We start from the raw sequence: 19,778 nt of genomic DNA, 5'->3' as shown, positions 1-19,778 counted from the left end.
ATACAGAATGTCTTATTTGAATCGATTTCTTTCTGGTTGGATCATGAAACGAATATTGCTGGTTGGCTGCTTTGTATTGCTAGCCGCAGTAATATGGTTTTTAGGGCCTTTCCTCGGGTTTGGCGAGGCGCGACCGCTCGAAGGTTATGAATCCAGAATTATTTTCTTATTGGTGGCACTGGCTCTGTTATTGGGTTTTTGGTTTAACGTGCCCCGATTTATTATTTTTGCGGTGATCGCTTGTGCCGCAGTTTGGGTTATTGCTCCCTTTATATTGATTGGCGATGGCCATCCGATGGATGACCCTTTGCGCCGTGGTGCAATTATCGCCTTTATCGCTTTTATCACTATTCTTTATGGTGTATGGCGTTTTATGCGGGCTTTAGCGCTTAATCCTGCGCTATTGGATAACTTTATTAATCCGAAGAAAAATCAGCCGGAAGCGGGACCTGATCTTTCCGAAATCAATGCGATGATTCGTAATGGCATAAATTATGTGCGTCGCATTCATAGTGGGATCCCAACCTGGAAACGTTTCTTTGTTTCTAGCCATTGGCGTTCCGAGTTGCCTTGGTTCATGGTAATGGGCACTAAGAGTGCCGGAAAAACCTCTCTGATCCTGTCCTCAGGACAAGATTTTCCTTTACCAGAACAGTTGAATCGCGTTGGTAAAGAAAATTTGCCTACGTCTCATTGCGAGTGTTTATTCTCCAATGATGCTCTGTTTTTAGATACTGCTGGTAAATACATTGATGAGGGTAAAGAGAACCAGATTGAATGGAATGGCATCTTAAAGGCGCTTAAAAAGTATCGTCCGGTCAAAGCAGTTAATGGTGTCATTGTGGCCATTTCTGTCACTGATTTTTTGGGCAAAAGCAAAGCTGAGTTACTTAATTTATCTGCAACATTACGTGCCCGTTTAGATGATGTACGCGGTGCTCTGGGGGTTCGTTTCCCTGTATATGTCGTGATGACAAAACTGGATCAACTCTCTGGTTTTGATGAGTATTTTCGTAATTTAACCGCTGAAGAACGTGAACAAATCTGGGGGGTTACTTTTCCTTATAATGAGGAGAAAGGGCGCGCGGATATGGAGCTTGAACAGCGGATTAGCAGTGAGTTGACGCTACTTGAGAATCGAATCAGTAGCAACATGCATGTCCGTCAGCAGGAAGAATATTCCGTCACTGACCGTAAAGGTATGTATGCGTTGCCTCAGGATTTCAGAATGTTATCCCAGCGGGTCACTGAAGTTTTGCAAAATGTTTTCTTTGCATCGCGCTTTGATGAAACGAAATTCCATACCACGTTGCGTGGGATTTATTTCGTTAGCAGTTGCCAGCCTGCGAATATTGCGCTGTTAAATAACAGTACCCTTATTCAGAAGTGGCGCAATGTTATAGGCCATAATAAACCAGTATCCCCGGCGTCTATTTCTCTGAAAAACGAAGACGAAGGTCAGTTAATTAGTGAAGCTGCTTATGGAAAGCAATATTTCCTTAAGCAACTGTTCCGTGATGTGATCACCAAAGATGGGGATTTGGTGAGTTATAACCTTAAAGTGCAATCCAAATACCGTTTCCAAAATCTGTTAGGGCATATTGTCTGTATCGGTTTGGCAGTCTGGTTGGTGTGGGCATTCTTAATCAGTTTTCAGCATAACGATGGTTATTTACAGGCGGTAGGAACCAAGCTTGAGCAGTTAGAAAGCTCAGTTGGTCGCTATGTTAAAACTACCAATGAACAGATGTTACCGGCGTTGTTGAATGCCACCCAGCAGTTACCTGAATACGGTACGCTGGATGTAGAAAGTCCAGATCTTGAATGGCGTTATGGTTTATACACCGGCGGGGTAATATCTCGTGGGGCGAACAGTTTGTATCAGTTCTTCCTGCAAAAATATTTATTCCCAATGGTTGAGCATGAATCGGAAGTCGCATTAAAGAGCGCCATCAGCTCAATGGACAACGAAGCGGTATATTCCGCGTTGAAGACCTATTTGATGCTTACTGATGAAGAGCATTTTGATCAAGATTTTGTGGTTGATCAAGTGACGAACGCTTGGCAGAAAAGTGGAAAAATTGAGCCATATGAAGAGAAAGGTATTTTTGCTTCTCATCTAAACAGGCTTTTTACCCAGCAAGGGTGGCGGCAATATGGGCAACCCGCAGATAGTGAACTAATTAAACGGGCGCGAGCAATGCTGGCGGAGAAAACAGTCACCGCCAGGCTTTGGGATCGAGTTCAATCTCGTTTACAGGCAGAAGCTCCAGCCAATCTGACATTGCGCAAAATGGTGGGTGAAAACGCAACACAGGTTTTCACCTTGTCAGATGATGAGCTACTGCATGAAGGCGTCCCTGGGCTGTATACCCATGCCGGTTATCATCAGGTGGTTAAAAAAAAACTTACGCCACTGCTGATGCGACTTCAGCAAGAGGATGGCTGGGTTATGGGGCAAGCAGCGTCTACCTCACTTGATCCCCTGGCGCTACAGCAAGATGTACTGACAGCGTATTTAAAAGAATATACCAATTACTGGAAACGCCTCCTCTCTAGTGTGCGCCTGATTTCTGTTGATGCTGACAGTGGAGAGTATGCCGAAGGGTTGTCGATGGATATCGCCTTATTGAGAACACTCGTGGCAGAAAACTCGCCTTTACTCAATCTGGCAAAGCACGCAGTAAAAGAAACTACGCTGGTGGAGAAGGCAAAAGAAAAAACGCTGCTTGATGATGTAACAATAAGGAATCAAGGAAACCTAATTAACCAAGCTAAAAAAGTGCAGGAAAAGATCGCTTTCCGCGAAAATAAGCTGGTTCATGAATTCGTTGATAGCCGTTTTGACTCTTTAAGAACATTCGTCAATGGCGAGCCGAGTGAGACAGGTCGAGACAGTAATCTTTCGATTCTTCAAGGGACACAAATGAGCCGGGTCATCGGTGCACTAAACGATCAATATACCCGTTTGGTGGTGCTCAACAGTGCTTTTGAATATGGCGACATTCCTCCGATGACGAATGGTGGGGAGCGCATGGCAATTGAGTCACAAACTTGGCCAGATCCGTTTAGCAATATTATTGCGCCCTTGTTAACTGGGTCATCGCAGAAGTTTGAAAATAAAGTGATTAGCCAAACCTCGAAAGCCATTGATACGGGGATTGGTGAGATATGCCGTAATACCTTACAAGGGCGTTATCCGTTTGCTGATAGCAAAAAAGTTGTCAGTTTGAATGATTTTGAGCGCTTTTTTGGCGCTGGCGGTGCTGTGGATACTTACTTTAAGAAGAACCTGGAAAGCAAAGTAGATACTACAACGACACCTTGGAGATATAAAGGAAGTGCAAGTAGTGAAGGCCTGGCATTCTTTGAACAGGCGGCAGTGATTAAAAATGCATTATTTAATGGCAGTGAAGGCAGAAAAGTCGCTTTGGACTTTTCGGTATCTGTACGCTATTTAGCACCTTCGATAACGCAGCTTATTATGAATTTTGATGGCAATGTGGTGCGTTATTCCCACGGTCCAATCACACCTTCTTTCTTTAAATGGCCGGGTGTCCGCCAAGGAACGATGGTGAGTTTAACGGCTCAGCGTCAACAAGCATCGGCGATGCCGGACATTATGCTGCGTGGCCCCTGGGCGCTACTGAAATGGGCCGACATGGCTGACGCAGTAGAACAAGAGGCTAATGGTACGCAGCTCCTGACGTTTTTCATGGGCAAAGACCGCGTTGAACTGGAAGTTTCTGGTTTAACTTACGGCAATGAAAGTATTAGCGAACTGCTCAGAAGTTTCCAATGCCCCAGTGTAGCGAACGATAGTCCCAATGATATTTGGTGATTTGACCGTAAGTTAAAAATTATGGCTTTTGGGGAATACAGGTATGAAAAGGTAATGGAGTAAACCGAGTCATCATTATAAACGGATAATTAAATTAAACGTGTAATTAACATTTTGCAATATTAACCAGATATTAGGTATTAGTATGTCAAGGACAATAAAGTTGAGCAGCCCAGCTATGCCCTATTTATTGGGTGAGCCTGCGCTGGTACTGTCAAAGTTAGAAGGAGAGGAAGCCTTTTCGACTTTGTATTCGTATACCATCACGGCAAAGACACCGGCTAATCCATCTATTCCTTGGCAAACAGCCTCTAATGTTGATCTCAAAGCCTTAATTGGTAAAGAGATGACCATTGAAATGGAATTGGATGGTAATGGCCTTGATTATGTAAAAGGTGTAGGTAAAGGCACTCGTGAGATTTCAGGTCTGGTTGAGAAAGCCAGATTCATTGGCCGTGACGCTAATCAGGCGATGTTTGAAATTGTTCTGAGGCCTTGGTTCTATCTAACCGATTTAACTTCTGACTTTAAAATTTTTCAGAACAAAAATGTGGTAGATATTATTGATGAAGTGCTGGCTGATTATAATTTCCCGTTTGAAAAACGACTGGCAACCGCATATCCGATACTTGATTTTCAAGTGCAATATGGTGAGACCGACTTTAACTTTCTCCAACGTTTGATGGAAGAATGGGGTATTTATTGGTTTTTTGAGCATGATGATCATAAACAAAAATTAATTCTGGTGGATCATGTTGGTGCCCATAAACGTTATTTCAGCGAAGCCTATCATACGATTGAATATTTATCAGATGAGCCAAAGGCTGGTGAAGAATATATTACCCAATTCCAGACTCAAGAAACTCTGACAACAGGGCGTTGGGTTTATAACGACTATGATTTTACCAAGTCGCGAGCTGACATTCTGACGATGGACAGCAAGCCGCGTAAAACCAGTTTTAATGATCTTGAAATTTATCAATGGCCTGGGGACTATGACCAACCCGATATTGGTGAGCACCTGGCACGTGTTCGTATCGAAGAGCGTGGGGCATTGGGCTCGCGAGCTATAGGCTCTGGCGAAATTCGTGGCATCGTTTGTGGTACTAACTTTGAACTGCAAGGATTCCCGGTTGATAAAGCTAACCGCGAATACATGGTTATCTCCAGCCGTTTATCTGTTTTTGAAGTGGCACAGTTATCCAACGGAGATGAGTTTCGCTACGAAACCTCCTTCGTGGTACAGCCTGTCACCAAGATTTATCGTCATCCGCAGTTGACACCAAAACCAAAAACCAGCGGACCACAGAACGCCATTGTTGTCGGCCCACCAGGGGAAGAGGTTTGGACCGATGAATATGGCCGGGTAAAGGTTCGTTTTGTCTGGGATCGTTACGGTAAGAATACCGAGTCAGACTCGTGCTGGTTGCGGGTTAGCCAGGCATGGGCAGGAAATAGTTTTGGTGGGATTTATATTCCGCGTATTGGCCAGGAGGTTTTGGTTGACTGTATTAATGGCGATCCTGACCGTCCGCTAGTGAGTGGTAGTCTCTACAATAACGTTACGCGCCCACCTTGGGATTTACCTGCCAATGCGACACAAAGTGGCATGGTCAGCCGCACTATTGGCGGAGGGTTAAACAACTATAACGGCGTGCGGTTTGAAGATAAACCCGGTCAGGAACAATACTGGGAGCAGGCTGAGCGCGATATGGCGCGTTTAACGAAAAATGATGAAAAACAGATTATTGGTGCTAATGCTGATTTAAGCATCGGTGCTAACCGTAGTGTCATCGTTGGTGCTAATTCGACATCAACGGTCCTCGGTGCATCAACGCAATCCATCGCGTTAGCTTCTTCTATACAAGTAGGATTGGCGCGAAGTGTAGTGGTTGGGGCGACTCATGCTTTGAATGTAGCTTTGGCCAATGCGACCAATGTGGGCGGTGCTAACCTGACTAACGTCGGGGGGTACAACGCACTTTCTGTGGGGGGCGCTCATCAGGTAGCCGCTGGCGGAGCTGCGACATTGGTTGCCGGTGGTGCAGTGGCGATCGGTGCGGGTGGTGAGTTAGTGCTCAGTGCTGATACCATCAAAATTATCGGTAAGAAGAAAGTTATCATTCAGGGAGGAGAGATTCATCTTAACTCTGATGATTGTTGTGGCGGCGGTGGTGGCGGTGCAGGTGGTGGTTTAGCCGCACTTTCAAGTTTGGCTGGGCTTTTGGTATTGGATGGAGGAATTGGGCTACCGTTGCCATTACCGCCATTGCCGATACCGCCGGTCGAAACGCCAGCGCCGACTGAGACGCCAGAGCCGACGTTGACGCCAGAGCCGACGTTGACGCCAGAGCCGACGTTGACGCCAGCGCCGACCGAGACGCCGGAGCCGACCGCGACGCCAGCGCCGACTGCGACGCCAGAGCCGACTGAGACGCCAGAGCCGACTGTGACGCCAGAGCCGACTGTGACGCCAGCGCCGACAGTGACGCCGGAGCCGACTGTGACACCAGCGCCGACAGTGACGCCAGCGCCGACAGTGACGCCGGAGCCGACTGTGACACCAGCGCCGACAGTGACGCCAGCACCGACTGCGACGCCAGAGCCGACCGAGACGCCAGAGCCGACTGAGACGCCAGAGCCGACTGAGACGCCAGCGCCGACCGAGACGACAGAGCCGACCGAAACGCCAGAGCCGACCGCGACGCCGGAGCCGACCGAGACGCCGGAGCCGACCGAAACGCCAGAGCCGACTGAGACGCCAGAGCCGACCGAGACGCCAGAGCCGACCGAAACGCCAGCGCCGACCGAGACGCCGGAGCCGACCGAGACGCCAGAGCCGACCGAGACGCCAGAGCCGACCGCGACGCCAGAGCCGACCGAGACGCCAGAGCCGACCGAAACACCGGAGCCGACCGAAACACCGGAGCCGACCGAGACGCCAGAGCCGACCGAGACGCCAGAGCCGACCGAAACGCCAGAGCCGACCGAAACGCCGGAGCCGACCGAGACGCCAGAGCCGACCGCGACGCCAGAGCCGACTGAGACGCCAGAGCCGACCGCGACGCCAGAGCCGACCGAAACGCCAGAGCCGACCGCGACGCCAGAGCCGACCGCGACGCCAGAGCCGACCGAGACGCCAGAGCCGACCGCGACGCCAGAGCCGACCGAAACGCCGGAGCCGACCGCGACGCCAGAGCCGACCGAAACGCCAGAGCCGACCGAGACGCCAGCGCCGACCGAAACGCCAGAGCCGACCGAGACGCCAGAGCCGACCGAAACGCCAGAGCCGACTGAGACGCCAGAGCCGACCGAGACGCCGGAGCCGACCGAGACGCCAGAGCCGACCGAGACGCCAGAGCCGACCGAAACGCCGGAGCCGACCGCGACGCCAGAGCCGACCGCGACACCAGAGCCGACCGAGACGCCAGAGCCGACCGCGACGCCAGAGCCGACGAGACGCCAGAGCCGACCGGACGCCAGAGCCGACGAGACGCCAGAGCCGACCGAGACGCCAGAGCCGACCGAGACGCCAGAGCCGACCGAGACGCCAGAGCCGACTGAGACGCCAGAGCCGACCGAGACGCCAGAGCCGACCGAGACGCCAGAGCCGACGAGACGCCAGAGCCGACTGAGACGCCAGAGCCGACCGAGACGCCAGAGCCGACCGAGACGCCAGAGCCGACTGAGACGCCAGAGCCGACCGAGACGCCAGAGCCGACCGAGACGCCAGAGCCGACTGAGACGCCAGAGCCGACCGAGACGCCAGAGCCGACCGAGACGCCAGAGCCGACTGAGACGCCAGAGCCGACTGAGACGCCAGAGCCGACTGAGACGCCAGAGCCGACTGAGACGCCAGAGCCGACGAGACGCCAGAGCCGACCGAGACGCCAGAGCCGACCGAGACGCCAGAGCCGACCGAGACGCCAGAGCCGACCGAAACGCCGGAGCCGACCGAGACGCCAGAGCCGACTGAGACGCCAGAGCCGACCGAGACGCCAGAGCCGACCGAGACGCCGGAGCCGACTGAGACGCCAGAGCCGACCGAGACGCCAGAGCCGACTGAGACGCCAGAGCCGACCGAGACGCCAGAGCCGACCGAGACGCCAGAGCCGACTGAGACGCCAGAGCCGACCGAAACGCCAGAGCCGACCGAGACGCCAGAGCCGACTGAGACGCCGGAGCCGACCGCGACGCCGGAGCCGACCGAGACGCCAGAGCCGACCGAAACGCCAGAGCCGACTGAGACGCCAGAGCCGACCGAAACGCCAGAGCCGACTGAGACGCCAGAGCCGACTGAGACGCCAGAGCCGACCGAGACGCCAGAGCCGACCGAGACGCCAGAGCCGACCGAGACGCCAGAGCCGACCGAGACGCCAGAGCCGACTGAGACGCCAGAGCCGACCGAGACGCCAGAGCCGACTGAGACGCCAGAGCCGACTGAGACGCCAGAGCCGACTGAGACGCCAGAGCCGACTGAGACGCCAGAGCCGACTGAGACGCCAGAGCCGACCGAGACGCCAGAGCCGACCGAGACGCCAGAGCCGACCGAGACGCCAGAGCCGACCGAGACGCCAGAGCCGACCGAGACGCCAGAGCCGACTGAGACGCCGGAGCCGACCGAGACGCCAGAGCCGACTGAGACGCCAGAGCCGACCGAGACGCCAGAGCCGACCGAAACGCCAGAGCCGACTGAGACGCCAGAGCCGACCGAAACGCCAGAGCCGACTGAGACGCCAGAGCCGACTGAGACGCCAGAGCCGACCGAGACGCCGGAGCCGACTGAGACGCCAGAGCCGACTGAGACGCCAGAGCCGACCGAGACGCCAGAGCCGACCGAGACGCCAGAGCCGACTGAGACGCCAGAGCCGACCGAGACGCCAGAGCCGACCGAGACGCCAGAGCCGACCGAAACGCCAGAGCCGACTGAGACGCCAGAGCCGACCGAGACGCCAGAGCCGACCGAGACGCCAGAGCCGACCGAGACGCCGGAGCCGACCGAAACGCCAGAGCCGACCGAAACGCCAGAGCCGACCGAGACGCCGGAGCCGACTGAGACGCCAGAGCCGACCGAGACGCCAGAGCCGACCGAGACGCCAGAGCCGACCGAGACGCCAGAGCCGACCGAGACGCCGGAGCCGACCGAGACGCCAGAGCCGACTGAGACGCCAGAGCCGACTGAGACGCCGGAGCCGACTGAGACGCCAGAGCCGACTGAGACGCCAGTGCCGACCGAGACGCCAGTGCCGACCGAGACACCTACGCCTACGCCGACGGATGAACAAACTCCGCCGCCGTGATTCTGAGATAAAAGGGGCTCAGCATATTCGGTGTGAAAATGATCAGTCACGACGCACCGATATGCTGAGAACGGAATAGTTGTTAAACGGTAATTCTGCTAAGCGAGAGAGAATATGTTATGTGCAGCAAGAATGGGTGATGCCACCAGTTGCGGTGCTATATGCAGCGGTTCACCCAACGTATTAATTAATGCGCTTCCCGGTGCTGTTGCGGGTGGAAGCGCAGCATCGTCCTCGTTGGTTGGAATGACCTCGATGGTGACAGGCTCTGCAACTGTATTTATTAATAAGCTACCGGCAGCCCGAGTGAGCGATTTAGCTGGGGACGGCGCAGCCGTTGTCAGTGGTTCGCCCAATGTATTTATAGGTGGTTAACCGTCATGTTACTCGTATTAACCTGGCCGCATATGCCACAACAGTTCCAGCTGAATGATGCTATTACAGAGAAAAATGCTATCTGTTTTAGTATGGAAAAAGGGGAGTTTACTCCCCATTCTGCGGGAGATGGCCAAAATGAAATAAGGTTTTATCGGCATTCGTTTGCATCAATGATTATTAATCACAGCAACGATTTTATCTGCATGGTCAATGGTAAAGAGTTGGCTCCAGGTGAACACCACCCATTGTCACTAGGTGCAGAGATTAAGTTTGGCCATTTTGCGATTACTGCGAAGAAGGCCTGCGGACAAATTGCGAGCCAGAGTTTTACCGACAATCAGTTAATACTGGAGCAAGAATCGGTACTAGAGGCGACTGATCTGCCTGAAATTGAAGATATTTTATCTCATGGCGGTCATTATATCTCTTATCTTGATGACGGTAATGAGACGCTAGCTCAAGGGCTACAGGATCAAGATGTCTTGAAAAACTTGGCGCTGGAATATAAGCGGTTTCTTATGTGGGGTGAGCAGGGGCGGAAGTTTTCTGAAAAAGAGCAACTGCAAACAACAAAATTGTCGGCCAACGACGGTTTCTTGGAAAATATTAGAGAATGTGTAAAGGATAAAACGCTGACGGAATGTATTTTAGATTCAGGTGGACTTATTGAAAAAATCACCAAGGAATTAAATGTCATTGATTATCTTGAAACATCTCAAGGTGAAGAAAAAGTAGATTTGTTAAAATTGCTGGCACCGGAACATATTATAACAAAAGAAAAAAGTAGTGTGCCGGCCCTGGTATTTCAGGAGCTCTACAAGTTAGGGCTTGATAGCCATTTATAAATTTAATTATGGATGTAACCAAATTATGAATACAACCAATTTAAGTAACCTATTGAAAAGTAGTTCGTTAGCGGAAATACAAAATGATGTTATTAGCAAGTTGAAAATTAATCCAACAGATACTGATACTCGAGAACTATTATTCAAGCTTTATTGTCTTAATGGATTATGGCAAAAAGCGCTCTTGCAACTTGAAACACTCATTAAGTTAGTTCCTGACATGACTAAGCAGGCGGAACTCTATAAGAACTTGGTGTTAAGTGAAAAGTTGCGTGAAGAAGTATTGGCTGGGAAACGCGCTCCCGGTTCGTTGAGTGACGCTCTTCCTGAGTGGGTCATATTGATGCAGCAAGCTAATCATTGCTTGCATAAGGGGGATTATTCGCAAAGTGAGGAACTACGTCAACTAGCATTATCACAAGTACCTGAAAGTATAGGTGAAAGTAGTTCTACTGAGCCGTTTTCCTGGATTAGTGATAGTGATGGGCGAATCGGACCAGTTTGTGAGTTTATTAGTGCAGGTGGCTACCGTTGGGTTCCTTTTTCCGAAGTGCAATTAATGACGGTTTCCAAACCTAAAAATATCCTCGACCTGGTTTGGGCACCAGCACAACTTACCGTAAATGATAAAGTTTGGTTCGGCTACGTACCGGCACGTTATCCATTAGCCGTTGATGCCGATAATAACATCAGACTCGGTCTTAAAACTGAATGGGAACAACTGGCAGATACTCTTTATATTGGTTCTGGGCGAAAAATGTTCATCACCGACCAAAATGAATACGCACTATTCGACATTGAAGAGTTTAGGCTTAACGGACAGATGAAGTAATGGAAAAGAAAAGGCAATTTTTGCCTACCCTGCTAGAGCGCTTGCTTGATGATGACCCTAAAAAATTGCTTGAGCCTCAAGATAAATTTTTTTATGACTCACGCACTATGCGAAAACTGGTACAGAGAAATATTGCAGAGATACTAAATAATGCCAATATTGATGATCAACTTGATGAGCAGCGCCATAAGTGGGTAGCAAAATCAGTCTTAAATTACGGTATTGCACCATTGGTTGGGCGCTATTCAACCCCCTACAACTGGATGACGATTGAGCGGATTATTCGTGAAGCAATAATCCGCTTTGAACCGCGAATTATTGCAGAATCTCTGGTGGTGAATAAATTGCACAATGCAAGAAATGGCATTGCGCAATTTGAAATTAGGGGGCTGATAGCATGGAATCCACACCCTATCGATCTATCGATCGAAGGTGCATATGATTTTGAAACCAGTCAAGCAGAGTTAAGATCGTTTTGATCGACGTATAATGAGGCGCCTCGTTTTTTTTGCCGGAATTTTGTTGTGTTCTAATTACTGTGAAGTGAGAAATCATTAGGCTAATAAATATCTTATGGTGAGTTTAACATTGATAAAATTTCAATAATCTTATTAAGATATTTTCATTTACAGTGAGTATTCGCATCATGCGAAGTTTCTATGACCAAGCTGAAACTGAATTTTGGGGGATGTTTCCCAGCTTAATTATTTAATCTATTGAGCTGGCAATCTTATCTTTGAGACATGTTGATTGAGTAATATTGAACATAAAAGAATAGATTGAGACTAATGTGTTAGACAGCTTTCCTAATTATGAGTAGGTCTGTTTTTATTTGTAAGTAATAATATTATATTTAATTTCTATTATAGGGGTAATATAAAATTTATGAGTAACATAGAGCTGGATTTATCTTTAGTTGAAAAAGTTATTTATATTAACCTTAAAACGCGTCCTGATCGGGATGCCAATATTCAAGAGCTCTTACAAAAGTTTAATATAGCAAAAGATAAAGTCATTCGCTTTGAGGCAATAGAAGAGAAGCCTGGCTACTTGATTCGCACTGACTTCCATTAATGGCAAAAGATAGATGGTTTGGTATATATCCGAATTTGGGTTATCAAAAGGCAGGGTATAGTGATGTCCAAGGTTATAATACAAATCACGAATCAGTATTTTTGAAACCCTTGGCAGATATTTATGTGGGTGTTTACGATCCATCATCTAATATATAGTTAATTTTCGTTTTCAGAAAAAATCCAGGTCTCTCAACATATAGATGAGGCCTAAATAAAATCGACGGTAAGTGGGCTAATTTGCACCGACTGTCGATTTTTATCTTTCTTTGTTGTGACTAACTGATAGATTAATAAAGATAAATTAAAATAAACGGTTTGAATATCGATATATAAAATAATTAACACCTGACATTGGAAATTAATATTTTATCCATGATGTTAATTTTTAATTCAAAACCGTTTATTTTAATATAGTCAACTGTGTAGTGAGGTTTTTTACGAGTGAATTATATAGTCAGTATCTGAAGTATACATTTGAATTTCGCTTGTAGCCATATTTATCCCGTATATTAGACATGTAATGACTCACCGTCTTTCGGGTTATATTAAGATGTTCTGAAATACTTTGATAGTCCATGCCAATAGAGGCAAGTTCTAAGACCTGCCGTTCTCGTTTTGATAGCATCGGATGTGATTGAAAATTTAAATTCAATGGTGTGTTATCATCATTGTGCTTCTTAATCCAAAGAAAAAGTTTATTAAATATTGATGCTATCTCTGCTATAGGCGTGGTTTTACTAACCACGAAACGCGTCACTTCATTTAAGGTTTGATAATAAAGTGAGTCCATCTCGTATTGACAAAAAACGATAAGTGGGACGTTGTTTTCTAGGTTGTTAATTTTATTAAAAATAATACTTTGATTTTCTTTTGCGATACCATCTATATCGAATATCACAATATTTCCTTTGTTTGTATCTAGCTGGTTCATAAATCTATCGAAAGAAGAAAACAAGTGAGTTGTTATCTTATCTTTATTCCCCCCCATGTCTAAATTGTTACGAATTATAATTTGCAGTGAAAAAATAAATAGTGAACTCTGACTGAAAATAATAACGTCACTCATATCCTCTCCGGTTTAAGTGAAAGTTTAATCGGTATCCATTCCAATGGAATGAAATATGATAATTTTATACTGTTGATATAAATTGCGTGTCCCTATTATCAGAGGGATATAGGGCATTATTGATATGCCTGTGTGTCTGTGCTTAGATGATTATATGCGATATTTAAGTTCGTTAAAGATGTTTGATTTAGATCAAGAGACTAAGTTAAATCATTTAATTAGAATATAATCTTTATTTATGTGTTAAAATTAGAATATAATATTGTTTATGGTGTGAAATTTGTTTAAATAAGGTGGTTTTTATATGTATATTAGTGAAAAATACTTATTTAGATAAAAGTAAATTAAGTATCCCCCTACGGGAGAAGTTAGATCTGCCTACAGACGCTGTAATCCTTCGCCCATAAAAATATATTTTTATAAATAGACCTCCTAATAAGGTGGTTATTGAAAATAATTAGGTAAGATAGTTTTACATAAGGGAAGAAGAGTTTGATGATAGAAGAACGTCAATATTGAAAAGGCAATTAATAGAGCCGTATCTTTTCAGCGCGTGTTCTTTATATTCATCATAGTATCACTAAGAATCAAACAGCCCTTTACTTATCTATTCATAGATTCAACCAATTTCTTAAAGGGATCATGCTCATGCTCATGCTCATGCTCATGCTCATGCCTTTGTCGTAGAGGCATTTCACGGGTCGGCAAGCATGTTGGCACTGAGAATATTTATCGTTGTCGAGTGAGAATCTCGGTGTATCGAACGATAATCATCCAGAAGTTTTTTCGACAACGAATTAGATATATTTACTTACAAACAAATCTTTGTGCGATTGTAAATTATTTGTTGCAAAAAAGTGTATCCAAGGCTAAAACGGGGTATTGCTTATCAATCTTTATGAGCCACACTGTCCATAACAAATTTAAATGGAAACATTTTGCGTCTGAGATCATTCTCTGGAGTAGAAAATGCAATATAGAATGAGGATCCCCAAATGAGTGCTATCATCGTTGATGACCATCCATTGGCTCGTCTTGCCATCTTAAATCTACTGGAAAATGAGGGTATAACCGTTTCATCTGAAGCGGCTGATGGTGCCGAAGCACTGAAATTGATTGAAAGTACCCAACCCGAGATTGTTATCCTGGATGTAGACATTCCTATACTGAGCGGAATAGAGGTCGTTGATACGCTCAGAAAACAACGTTATACCGGCATTATTATTGTTGTTTCAGCTAAAAATGATATTTTTTATGGTAAACGTAGTGTTGATGCGGGTGCAAATGCATTTGTCAGTAAAAAAGGAGGGATCACAAATATTATTTCCGCGATTAAAGCTGCCCAGAATGGTTATAGTTATTTCCCATTTTCTTTAAATGGGTTCGTCGGGAGTCTGTCTTCTGAACAGGAAAAGCTGGAATCACTCTCAGTGCAGGAAATAAAAGTTATGCGCTATATTCTCAATAGTGCGGACACTGCGAGTATTGCCGCCGAAATGAATATTAGCAGTAAAACGGTTAGCACCTACAAAAGCCGCTTAATGGAAAAATTGGAGTGCAAGACATTAATGGACTTATTTTCTTTTGCCAGTCGCAATGGTGTTGGTTAATATCATGCGACAGCGATTTATAAGCATTTTATTATTACTAACTATGGTGATGTCATATGCTCATGCCGAAGTAGTGGAGCCTGTCGCGTTGGAACTGGCGGGCCAAAATGATACGATCTCTCCGACTATAAGGCTGAGTAATGATGACCTGCTTTGGTTGGCGAAAAAAAGTAAGTTAACCGTTGCTGTTTACCCTCCCGAACTTCCTCCGCTGGCATTTAATAGTCTGACGGGGCGTTATCGGGGAATGAATGCCGATTATTTAGGACTCTTGCAGAAGACCCTTAATACCAATATCGAGGTAAAGCGTTATCCTGATCTAGAGCAAGCCCTTGCAGCAGTGAAATCGCACCAAGTGGACCTAATCCTCACCCAGCAAACTGATCAGATGACGATTGACAGCCCTTTTCTGGCTTCCGGGCCGATGTTCAGTTCTTATCCAATGCTAGTGACCCGGAATGATGAAGCGATGCAACCGCTGCATACGGATAATCCCGTCAGAATTGCTATCGCAGGGACGTTTCCTTCCGAAGCATTTATTAAACAGTCGTTTCCTCATGCTCATATTGTTTCATTTGACAGTGAATACTCTGCCCTGGCATCGGTTGTCGATGGGCAGAATGACTATTTTATGGGGAATAATCTCACCGGAAATATAGTGATGACGCGAGATTTCCCTTATGCGCTGAGTGTGGTTAAATTCTGGAAAAGCCCGCAAATCAGTAACCGTTTTATAACGCTGGATAGTGAAACCCCGCTAATTAATATCCTTAATACTTTTCTTAGCATGGCAAGCACTCAAATTCATCATCAAGAAACAGAATTCTGGGTTGATGGTGTCAGTCCCTCATTTCTGTCAAAACCATTATCACTGACACCTCAGGAAAAACGCTGGCTAGAAAAAAATCCTAAGTTGCGAGTATTAATTAATCCTTACTATGCACCGTTCACCATGGTGGATGCCAACTCAGACATTAGAGGGCTTATTGGCGATATTCTTAATCTTATCCATTTGAAAACGGGCCTGGAGTTCGAACCCGTGATCGTTAGCTCCAATTCCGAAATGGCGAAAATCATGCTCAAAGGGAATTGGGATATATTGCCGACTACCACCTATAGTGTAGAGCGTGAAGATTTTCTCTCTTTTACTCATCCTTTTATTACAACGCCATTTGTCGCGGTGGTAAAGGATACTCCTAATGCCATTACCAAGTTATCGGCGGGCATGAAAGTTGCCATACCGGCATACCATACGTTGTCTGAGCGGCTAAAAAGAAAATATCCCAATATTGAATGGATTAAAGTCGATAATACCAGTGTGGCCCTGAATATGGTGGACGATGGGCGCGTTGACGCTTCTATCTATAACCTGCTTTCTGCCCGATATATGATTGACCATTATTACCCCGGCCAGCTGAAATATTTCCGTGTTGCTGATGAAGCTCCCGCGCTGATCAGTTTTGCGATCCCCCGAGGGGATAAAGAACTGCAGCAAATACTCAATAAAGCTCTGGACGATATTCCGCAAAAAGAAATATTACGTCTTGCCGCTAAATGGGCAAAAATGCCCAATGTCCAAATTGATACTTGGAATTTGTATAACACGCAGTTTTATCTGGTGATTGCTCTGGCTGCACTGTTGGTTTTCAGTAGTTTGTTGTGGGGACTTTATCTTTCACGTGAAATTCGCATGAGAAAAAAGTCGCAATCAGAATTGGAAACTCAGTTAAGTTTTCGTCAAACACTCTCTAATGCGATGCCGATGCCGGTTTATGTCATATCATTGGACGGGGAGTTACAAGATTATAATCATGCCTTTACGACGTTCTTTTCTCCGGTTCGGGGCGAAAATATCCGACCATCATTGTTTGATAATCGTCATCCACTGGCTGATATTTTTTCAACCCTTCACCATGACATTGAAAAAGGTCTGGCGCCGGGCGATGTTGTCGCGCATCACCTCATATTGAATAATGGCCAGGAAGACCGGCATATTTTGCACTGGCTTACCCTGTGCAAAATGCCGACCGATGTGTCTCCGACCATCATTTGTGGCTGGCAAGACATCACCGAATCGAAGCAATTAATGAAAGAGCTTCAGATAGAAAAAGACAAAGCCATTCAAGCCAACCGGGCTAAAAGCACGTTTCTGGCCAGCATGAGCCATGAAATTCGCACCCCGATCAGCACTATAATGGGCTTCCTTGAGTTGCTCTCAACCAATAATCAGAGCCCCGATGAAGAGAAAGAATCCATCCAATTGGCGTATAGCACAGCACGGTACTTACTGGGTTTAATCGGGGACATTCTGGATATGGAGAAGATTGAATCGGGTAATTTCGAGCCTTCTCCTGAATGGGTTGATATGGGCTCATTGATAACGAACACATTGAGAACATTTGAAGGGCTGGCAAAACAGAAACAGCTCCAGCTGACTTTTGTTAATCGGCTAGTCGAGGGGGAGTATTTGTGGCTTGATCCACAGGCATTCAGGCAGGTGTTAAGTAATTTCTTGAGCAATGCCATTAAGTTCACTCAACAAGGTAGTATTGAAGTGTATGTCGAAACCCAGGCTAAGAGCGCTACTCAGGTCCAGTTAATATTGCGTGTCACTGATTCGGGGCCGGGTATCAGTCAGGAAGATCAACAACAGCTGTTTAAGCCATTTAGTCAGACTTCTCACGGCAAACAACAAACTGGGGCCGGTCTCGGACTGATGATTTGTCGCGAGTTAACCTTGCGCATGCAGGGTGAAATTGAAATGTTTAGCCAACCGGGTCAGGGAACAACGTTAACCGTGACGCTAACACCAGAAGTCTCTCGCGAGGCTGTTATGGCTGCGCACACTCCTGAGCAGTTAGACAGCCCGCCTAAAAATCTCAATATCCTGATTGCTGACGACCACCCCAATAATCGGCTGTTATTACGGCGTCAATTGGATAAGTTGGGATATCACATTGATGAAGCTATCGATGGTATTCAGGCGTTGGAGTTAGTGAAACGCAATACGTATGACTTGCTTATTACCGATATTAATATGCCGAATATGGATGGCATTACCCTCACTCTCTATATCCGGGGTTTCGATAATGATATTGTTATCTGGGGGCTTACCGCCAGTGCACAGCCCGAGGAGAAAGAGCGCTGTCTCGCCGTTGGGATGAATTTATGTCTGTTTAAACCAGTTAATTTGCAACAGCTGAGATCGTCATTACGCTTGATCGAGAGTCGCCAACCAGCTTCCCGGTTAGCGGAGCTTGTTGATCTTGATTTACTGAAGACATTGACGATGGGGGATGACAAATTAATGCAGCAGATGTTAACGACATCCCAACTGGAAAATGACAAAGATCTGGCATTCGCTAAAGAAGCCGCGCGTACAGGGGATCGAGTTGCCTTGCAAAGTCATCTGCACCGTATTAATGGTTCGGCTCAAATTTTAGGTGCCACGGCATTACTTGAACTTTGTGAGCAGTTGGAGAACTACCCATTTACTCAGGCTCCAGACCCTATTATCGAAGAAGGATTACACCAATTGGAGCAGCAACTGAAAGAGCTTAGTGATGTGTGTATGTCACTCAGGACCTCGGTTGACATTTGATCTTAAATGCCCAGTTTAGTTTTTAACACTTCATAAGGTGTTTTTCCACCATATGCTGAATGGGGGCGATGACAGTTATAAAATGCCTCCCACTCTGCCAATTTTTCATGGAGGTCAACATCATCCGTATAATCGATAAGCTGATAAAATTCCTGTTTATCGGTCAGATGAGAACATTCTACTTTTCCATTTAATCTCGGTGTCGCTGGTTTGATATAAACATGCTCCATGCCTAACTCATGCACATACCAGTTAAATTTCGCCTGGAATTCATGACCATTGTCTATCCTGATGGTTTTTATTCGGAAAGGAAACTTATTCACAACGTAATCAATAAAATCAATCGCATTGACGTGATTATGGCGCTCATAAATTTTTAAGGCACGTATCCGAGTCGCATCATCAATTGCGGTATATTGAAAACGCTTAATCCGTTGACCATTAGAACTATTAAAAAACAAGAAGTTAACATCAACCTGTACATGATGCCCAGGAACCTGTTTCTCATAGCGCTTGAACAACGGTTTAGAGCGTTATCGTTGATTTTGTGGAAGTTGATTTAGTCTATTTCGAAGAAGAACGTAATAACATCCAGAGCGAGATACCTTGATATTATGAAATCGTAACAAGTACCACGATATTATCTGAGGTCCAAAATGGTATGTTGTGCGCAAGTAAATTATTTGCATAGTTTAAGACTTTTGTTTTGAACGCTATATCTCGCTTCGCTTTAACATTCATCATATCCAGACCTCCGGCTACAGTTAGAAAATACTAACTGTTCACCGAGGTCCAGACTTTCATAATCTATTTGCTCACTCCCTTGTTTATGGGGCAATCTAACGAGGTATTGTATCTATAGATAGAACTTGTTCTTCTATGCATTCTATAATTTTAGGATTATTGCCCTATTTAAATAGGGTGTATTCAGATGTTTCTTAATAAATTTGGCGCTCTGTGGGAAAACCCAATCGCCTTGAACGGAGGAGGTGATAGGTCAAGCAGGTAATGGCGGATACGGAGGAAATGCAGGTCGGCCGATTTCAAATGCAGGTCACTATTTGAACGTGGCGCGCCTTTGGCGTGAACTCGGCTGCATAGCAGCCGAAGTACTTTTCCCCTGCATTTTCTCGTTTTATACACTACTCCATGTATATTCCTCGCCCCGCAAAGCTTTTATTTTAGCATGATGACGGCTGGAGTCGCCTGATCGGAAAATACGTGCCTGG

General features: G+C 46.3%; 9 protein-coding genes and 2 pseudogenes. 9 read left to right on the top strand and 2 right to left on the bottom strand.

What is annotated here, in order from left to right:
- The first annotated feature begins 7 nt into the window (after positions 1 to 7).
- The 7 genes and pseudogenes from tssM (at position 8) to A6J67_RS23745 (ending at position 12,270) form a co-directional block, all read left to right on the top strand.
- Positions 8 to 3,841 (top strand): type VI secretion system membrane subunit TssM, encoded by a 3,834-nt coding sequence (gene tssM, locus A6J67_RS22310; RefSeq protein WP_080608432.1) that lies wholly within the window; start codon positions 8 to 10, stop codon positions 3,839 to 3,841.
- Between the two features lie 178 nt (positions 3,842 to 4,019).
- Positions 4,020 to 6,857, top strand: a pseudogene (gene tssI, locus A6J67_RS23835) (type VI secretion system tip protein TssI/VgrG); the annotation flags it as partial.
- Between the two features lie 2,398 nt (positions 6,858 to 9,255).
- Entirely contained in the window at positions 9,256 to 9,516 is a 261-nt protein-coding gene (locus A6J67_RS22295) for a PAAR domain-containing protein (protein WP_042569165.1), read from the top strand.
- Positions 9,517 to 9,521: 5 nt separating this feature from the next.
- Positions 9,522 to 10,364, top strand: a complete 843-nt coding sequence (locus A6J67_RS22290) for a TagK domain-containing protein (RefSeq protein WP_042569166.1) — start codon at positions 9,522 to 9,524, stop codon at positions 10,362 to 10,364.
- A 25-nt stretch (positions 10,365 to 10,389) separates the two neighbouring features.
- Positions 10,390 to 11,196 (top strand): type VI secretion system accessory protein TagJ, encoded by an 807-nt coding sequence (locus tag A6J67_RS22285; RefSeq protein WP_042569167.1) that lies wholly within the window; start codon positions 10,390 to 10,392, stop codon positions 11,194 to 11,196.
- Positions 11,196 to 11,675: a type VI secretion system baseplate subunit TssE gene (locus A6J67_RS22280; protein WP_050090046.1), complete on the top strand. Its 480-nt coding sequence runs from the start codon at positions 11,196 to 11,198 to the stop codon at positions 11,673 to 11,675. Before A6J67_RS22285 ends, A6J67_RS22280 begins: the two co-directional genes overlap by 1 nt.
- Positions 11,676 to 12,081: 406 nt before the next feature.
- Positions 12,082 to 12,270, top strand: coding sequence for a hypothetical protein (locus tag A6J67_RS23745; protein ID WP_226967867.1), 189 nt, complete (start codon positions 12,082 to 12,084; stop codon positions 12,268 to 12,270).
- Between the two features lie 456 nt (positions 12,271 to 12,726).
- On the opposite strand, the gene A6J67_RS22270 is transcribed toward A6J67_RS23745, so the two are convergent.
- Positions 12,727 to 13,338, bottom strand: a complete 612-nt coding sequence (locus tag A6J67_RS22270) for a helix-turn-helix transcriptional regulator (RefSeq protein WP_050288587.1) — start codon at positions 13,336 to 13,338, stop codon at positions 12,727 to 12,729.
- Positions 13,339 to 14,333: 995 nt separating this feature from the next.
- Between A6J67_RS22270 and evgA the strand changes: the two genes are divergently transcribed.
- Both evgA and A6J67_RS22260 read left to right on the top strand, forming a co-directional pair.
- Positions 14,334 to 14,948 (top strand): acid-sensing system DNA-binding response regulator EvgA, encoded by a 615-nt coding sequence (evgA, locus tag A6J67_RS22265; RefSeq protein WP_042569171.1) that lies wholly within the window; start codon positions 14,334 to 14,336, stop codon positions 14,946 to 14,948.
- 4 nt (positions 14,949 to 14,952) lie between these two features.
- Complete coding sequence (locus A6J67_RS22260) at positions 14,953 to 18,549, top strand: response regulator (RefSeq protein WP_050288590.1); 3,597 nt, start codon at positions 14,953 to 14,955, stop codon at positions 18,547 to 18,549.
- 2 nt (positions 18,550 to 18,551) lie between these two features.
- Here the strand turns inward: A6J67_RS22260 and A6J67_RS22255 are convergent.
- Positions 18,552 to 19,181: pseudogene (locus A6J67_RS22255) on the bottom strand (integrase core domain-containing protein); the annotation flags it as partial.
- Positions 19,182 to 19,778: the final 597 nt, after the last annotated feature.

The sequence above is a fragment of the Yersinia sp. FDAARGOS_228 genome (assembly GCF_002073315.2).
In the GTDB taxonomy this organism is placed as follows: Bacteria; Pseudomonadota; Gammaproteobacteria; order Enterobacterales; family Enterobacteriaceae; genus Yersinia; species Yersinia intermedia.
Note: the sequence above shows the minus strand (reverse complement) of the source record. Positions and strands in the feature narration are given on the sequence as shown.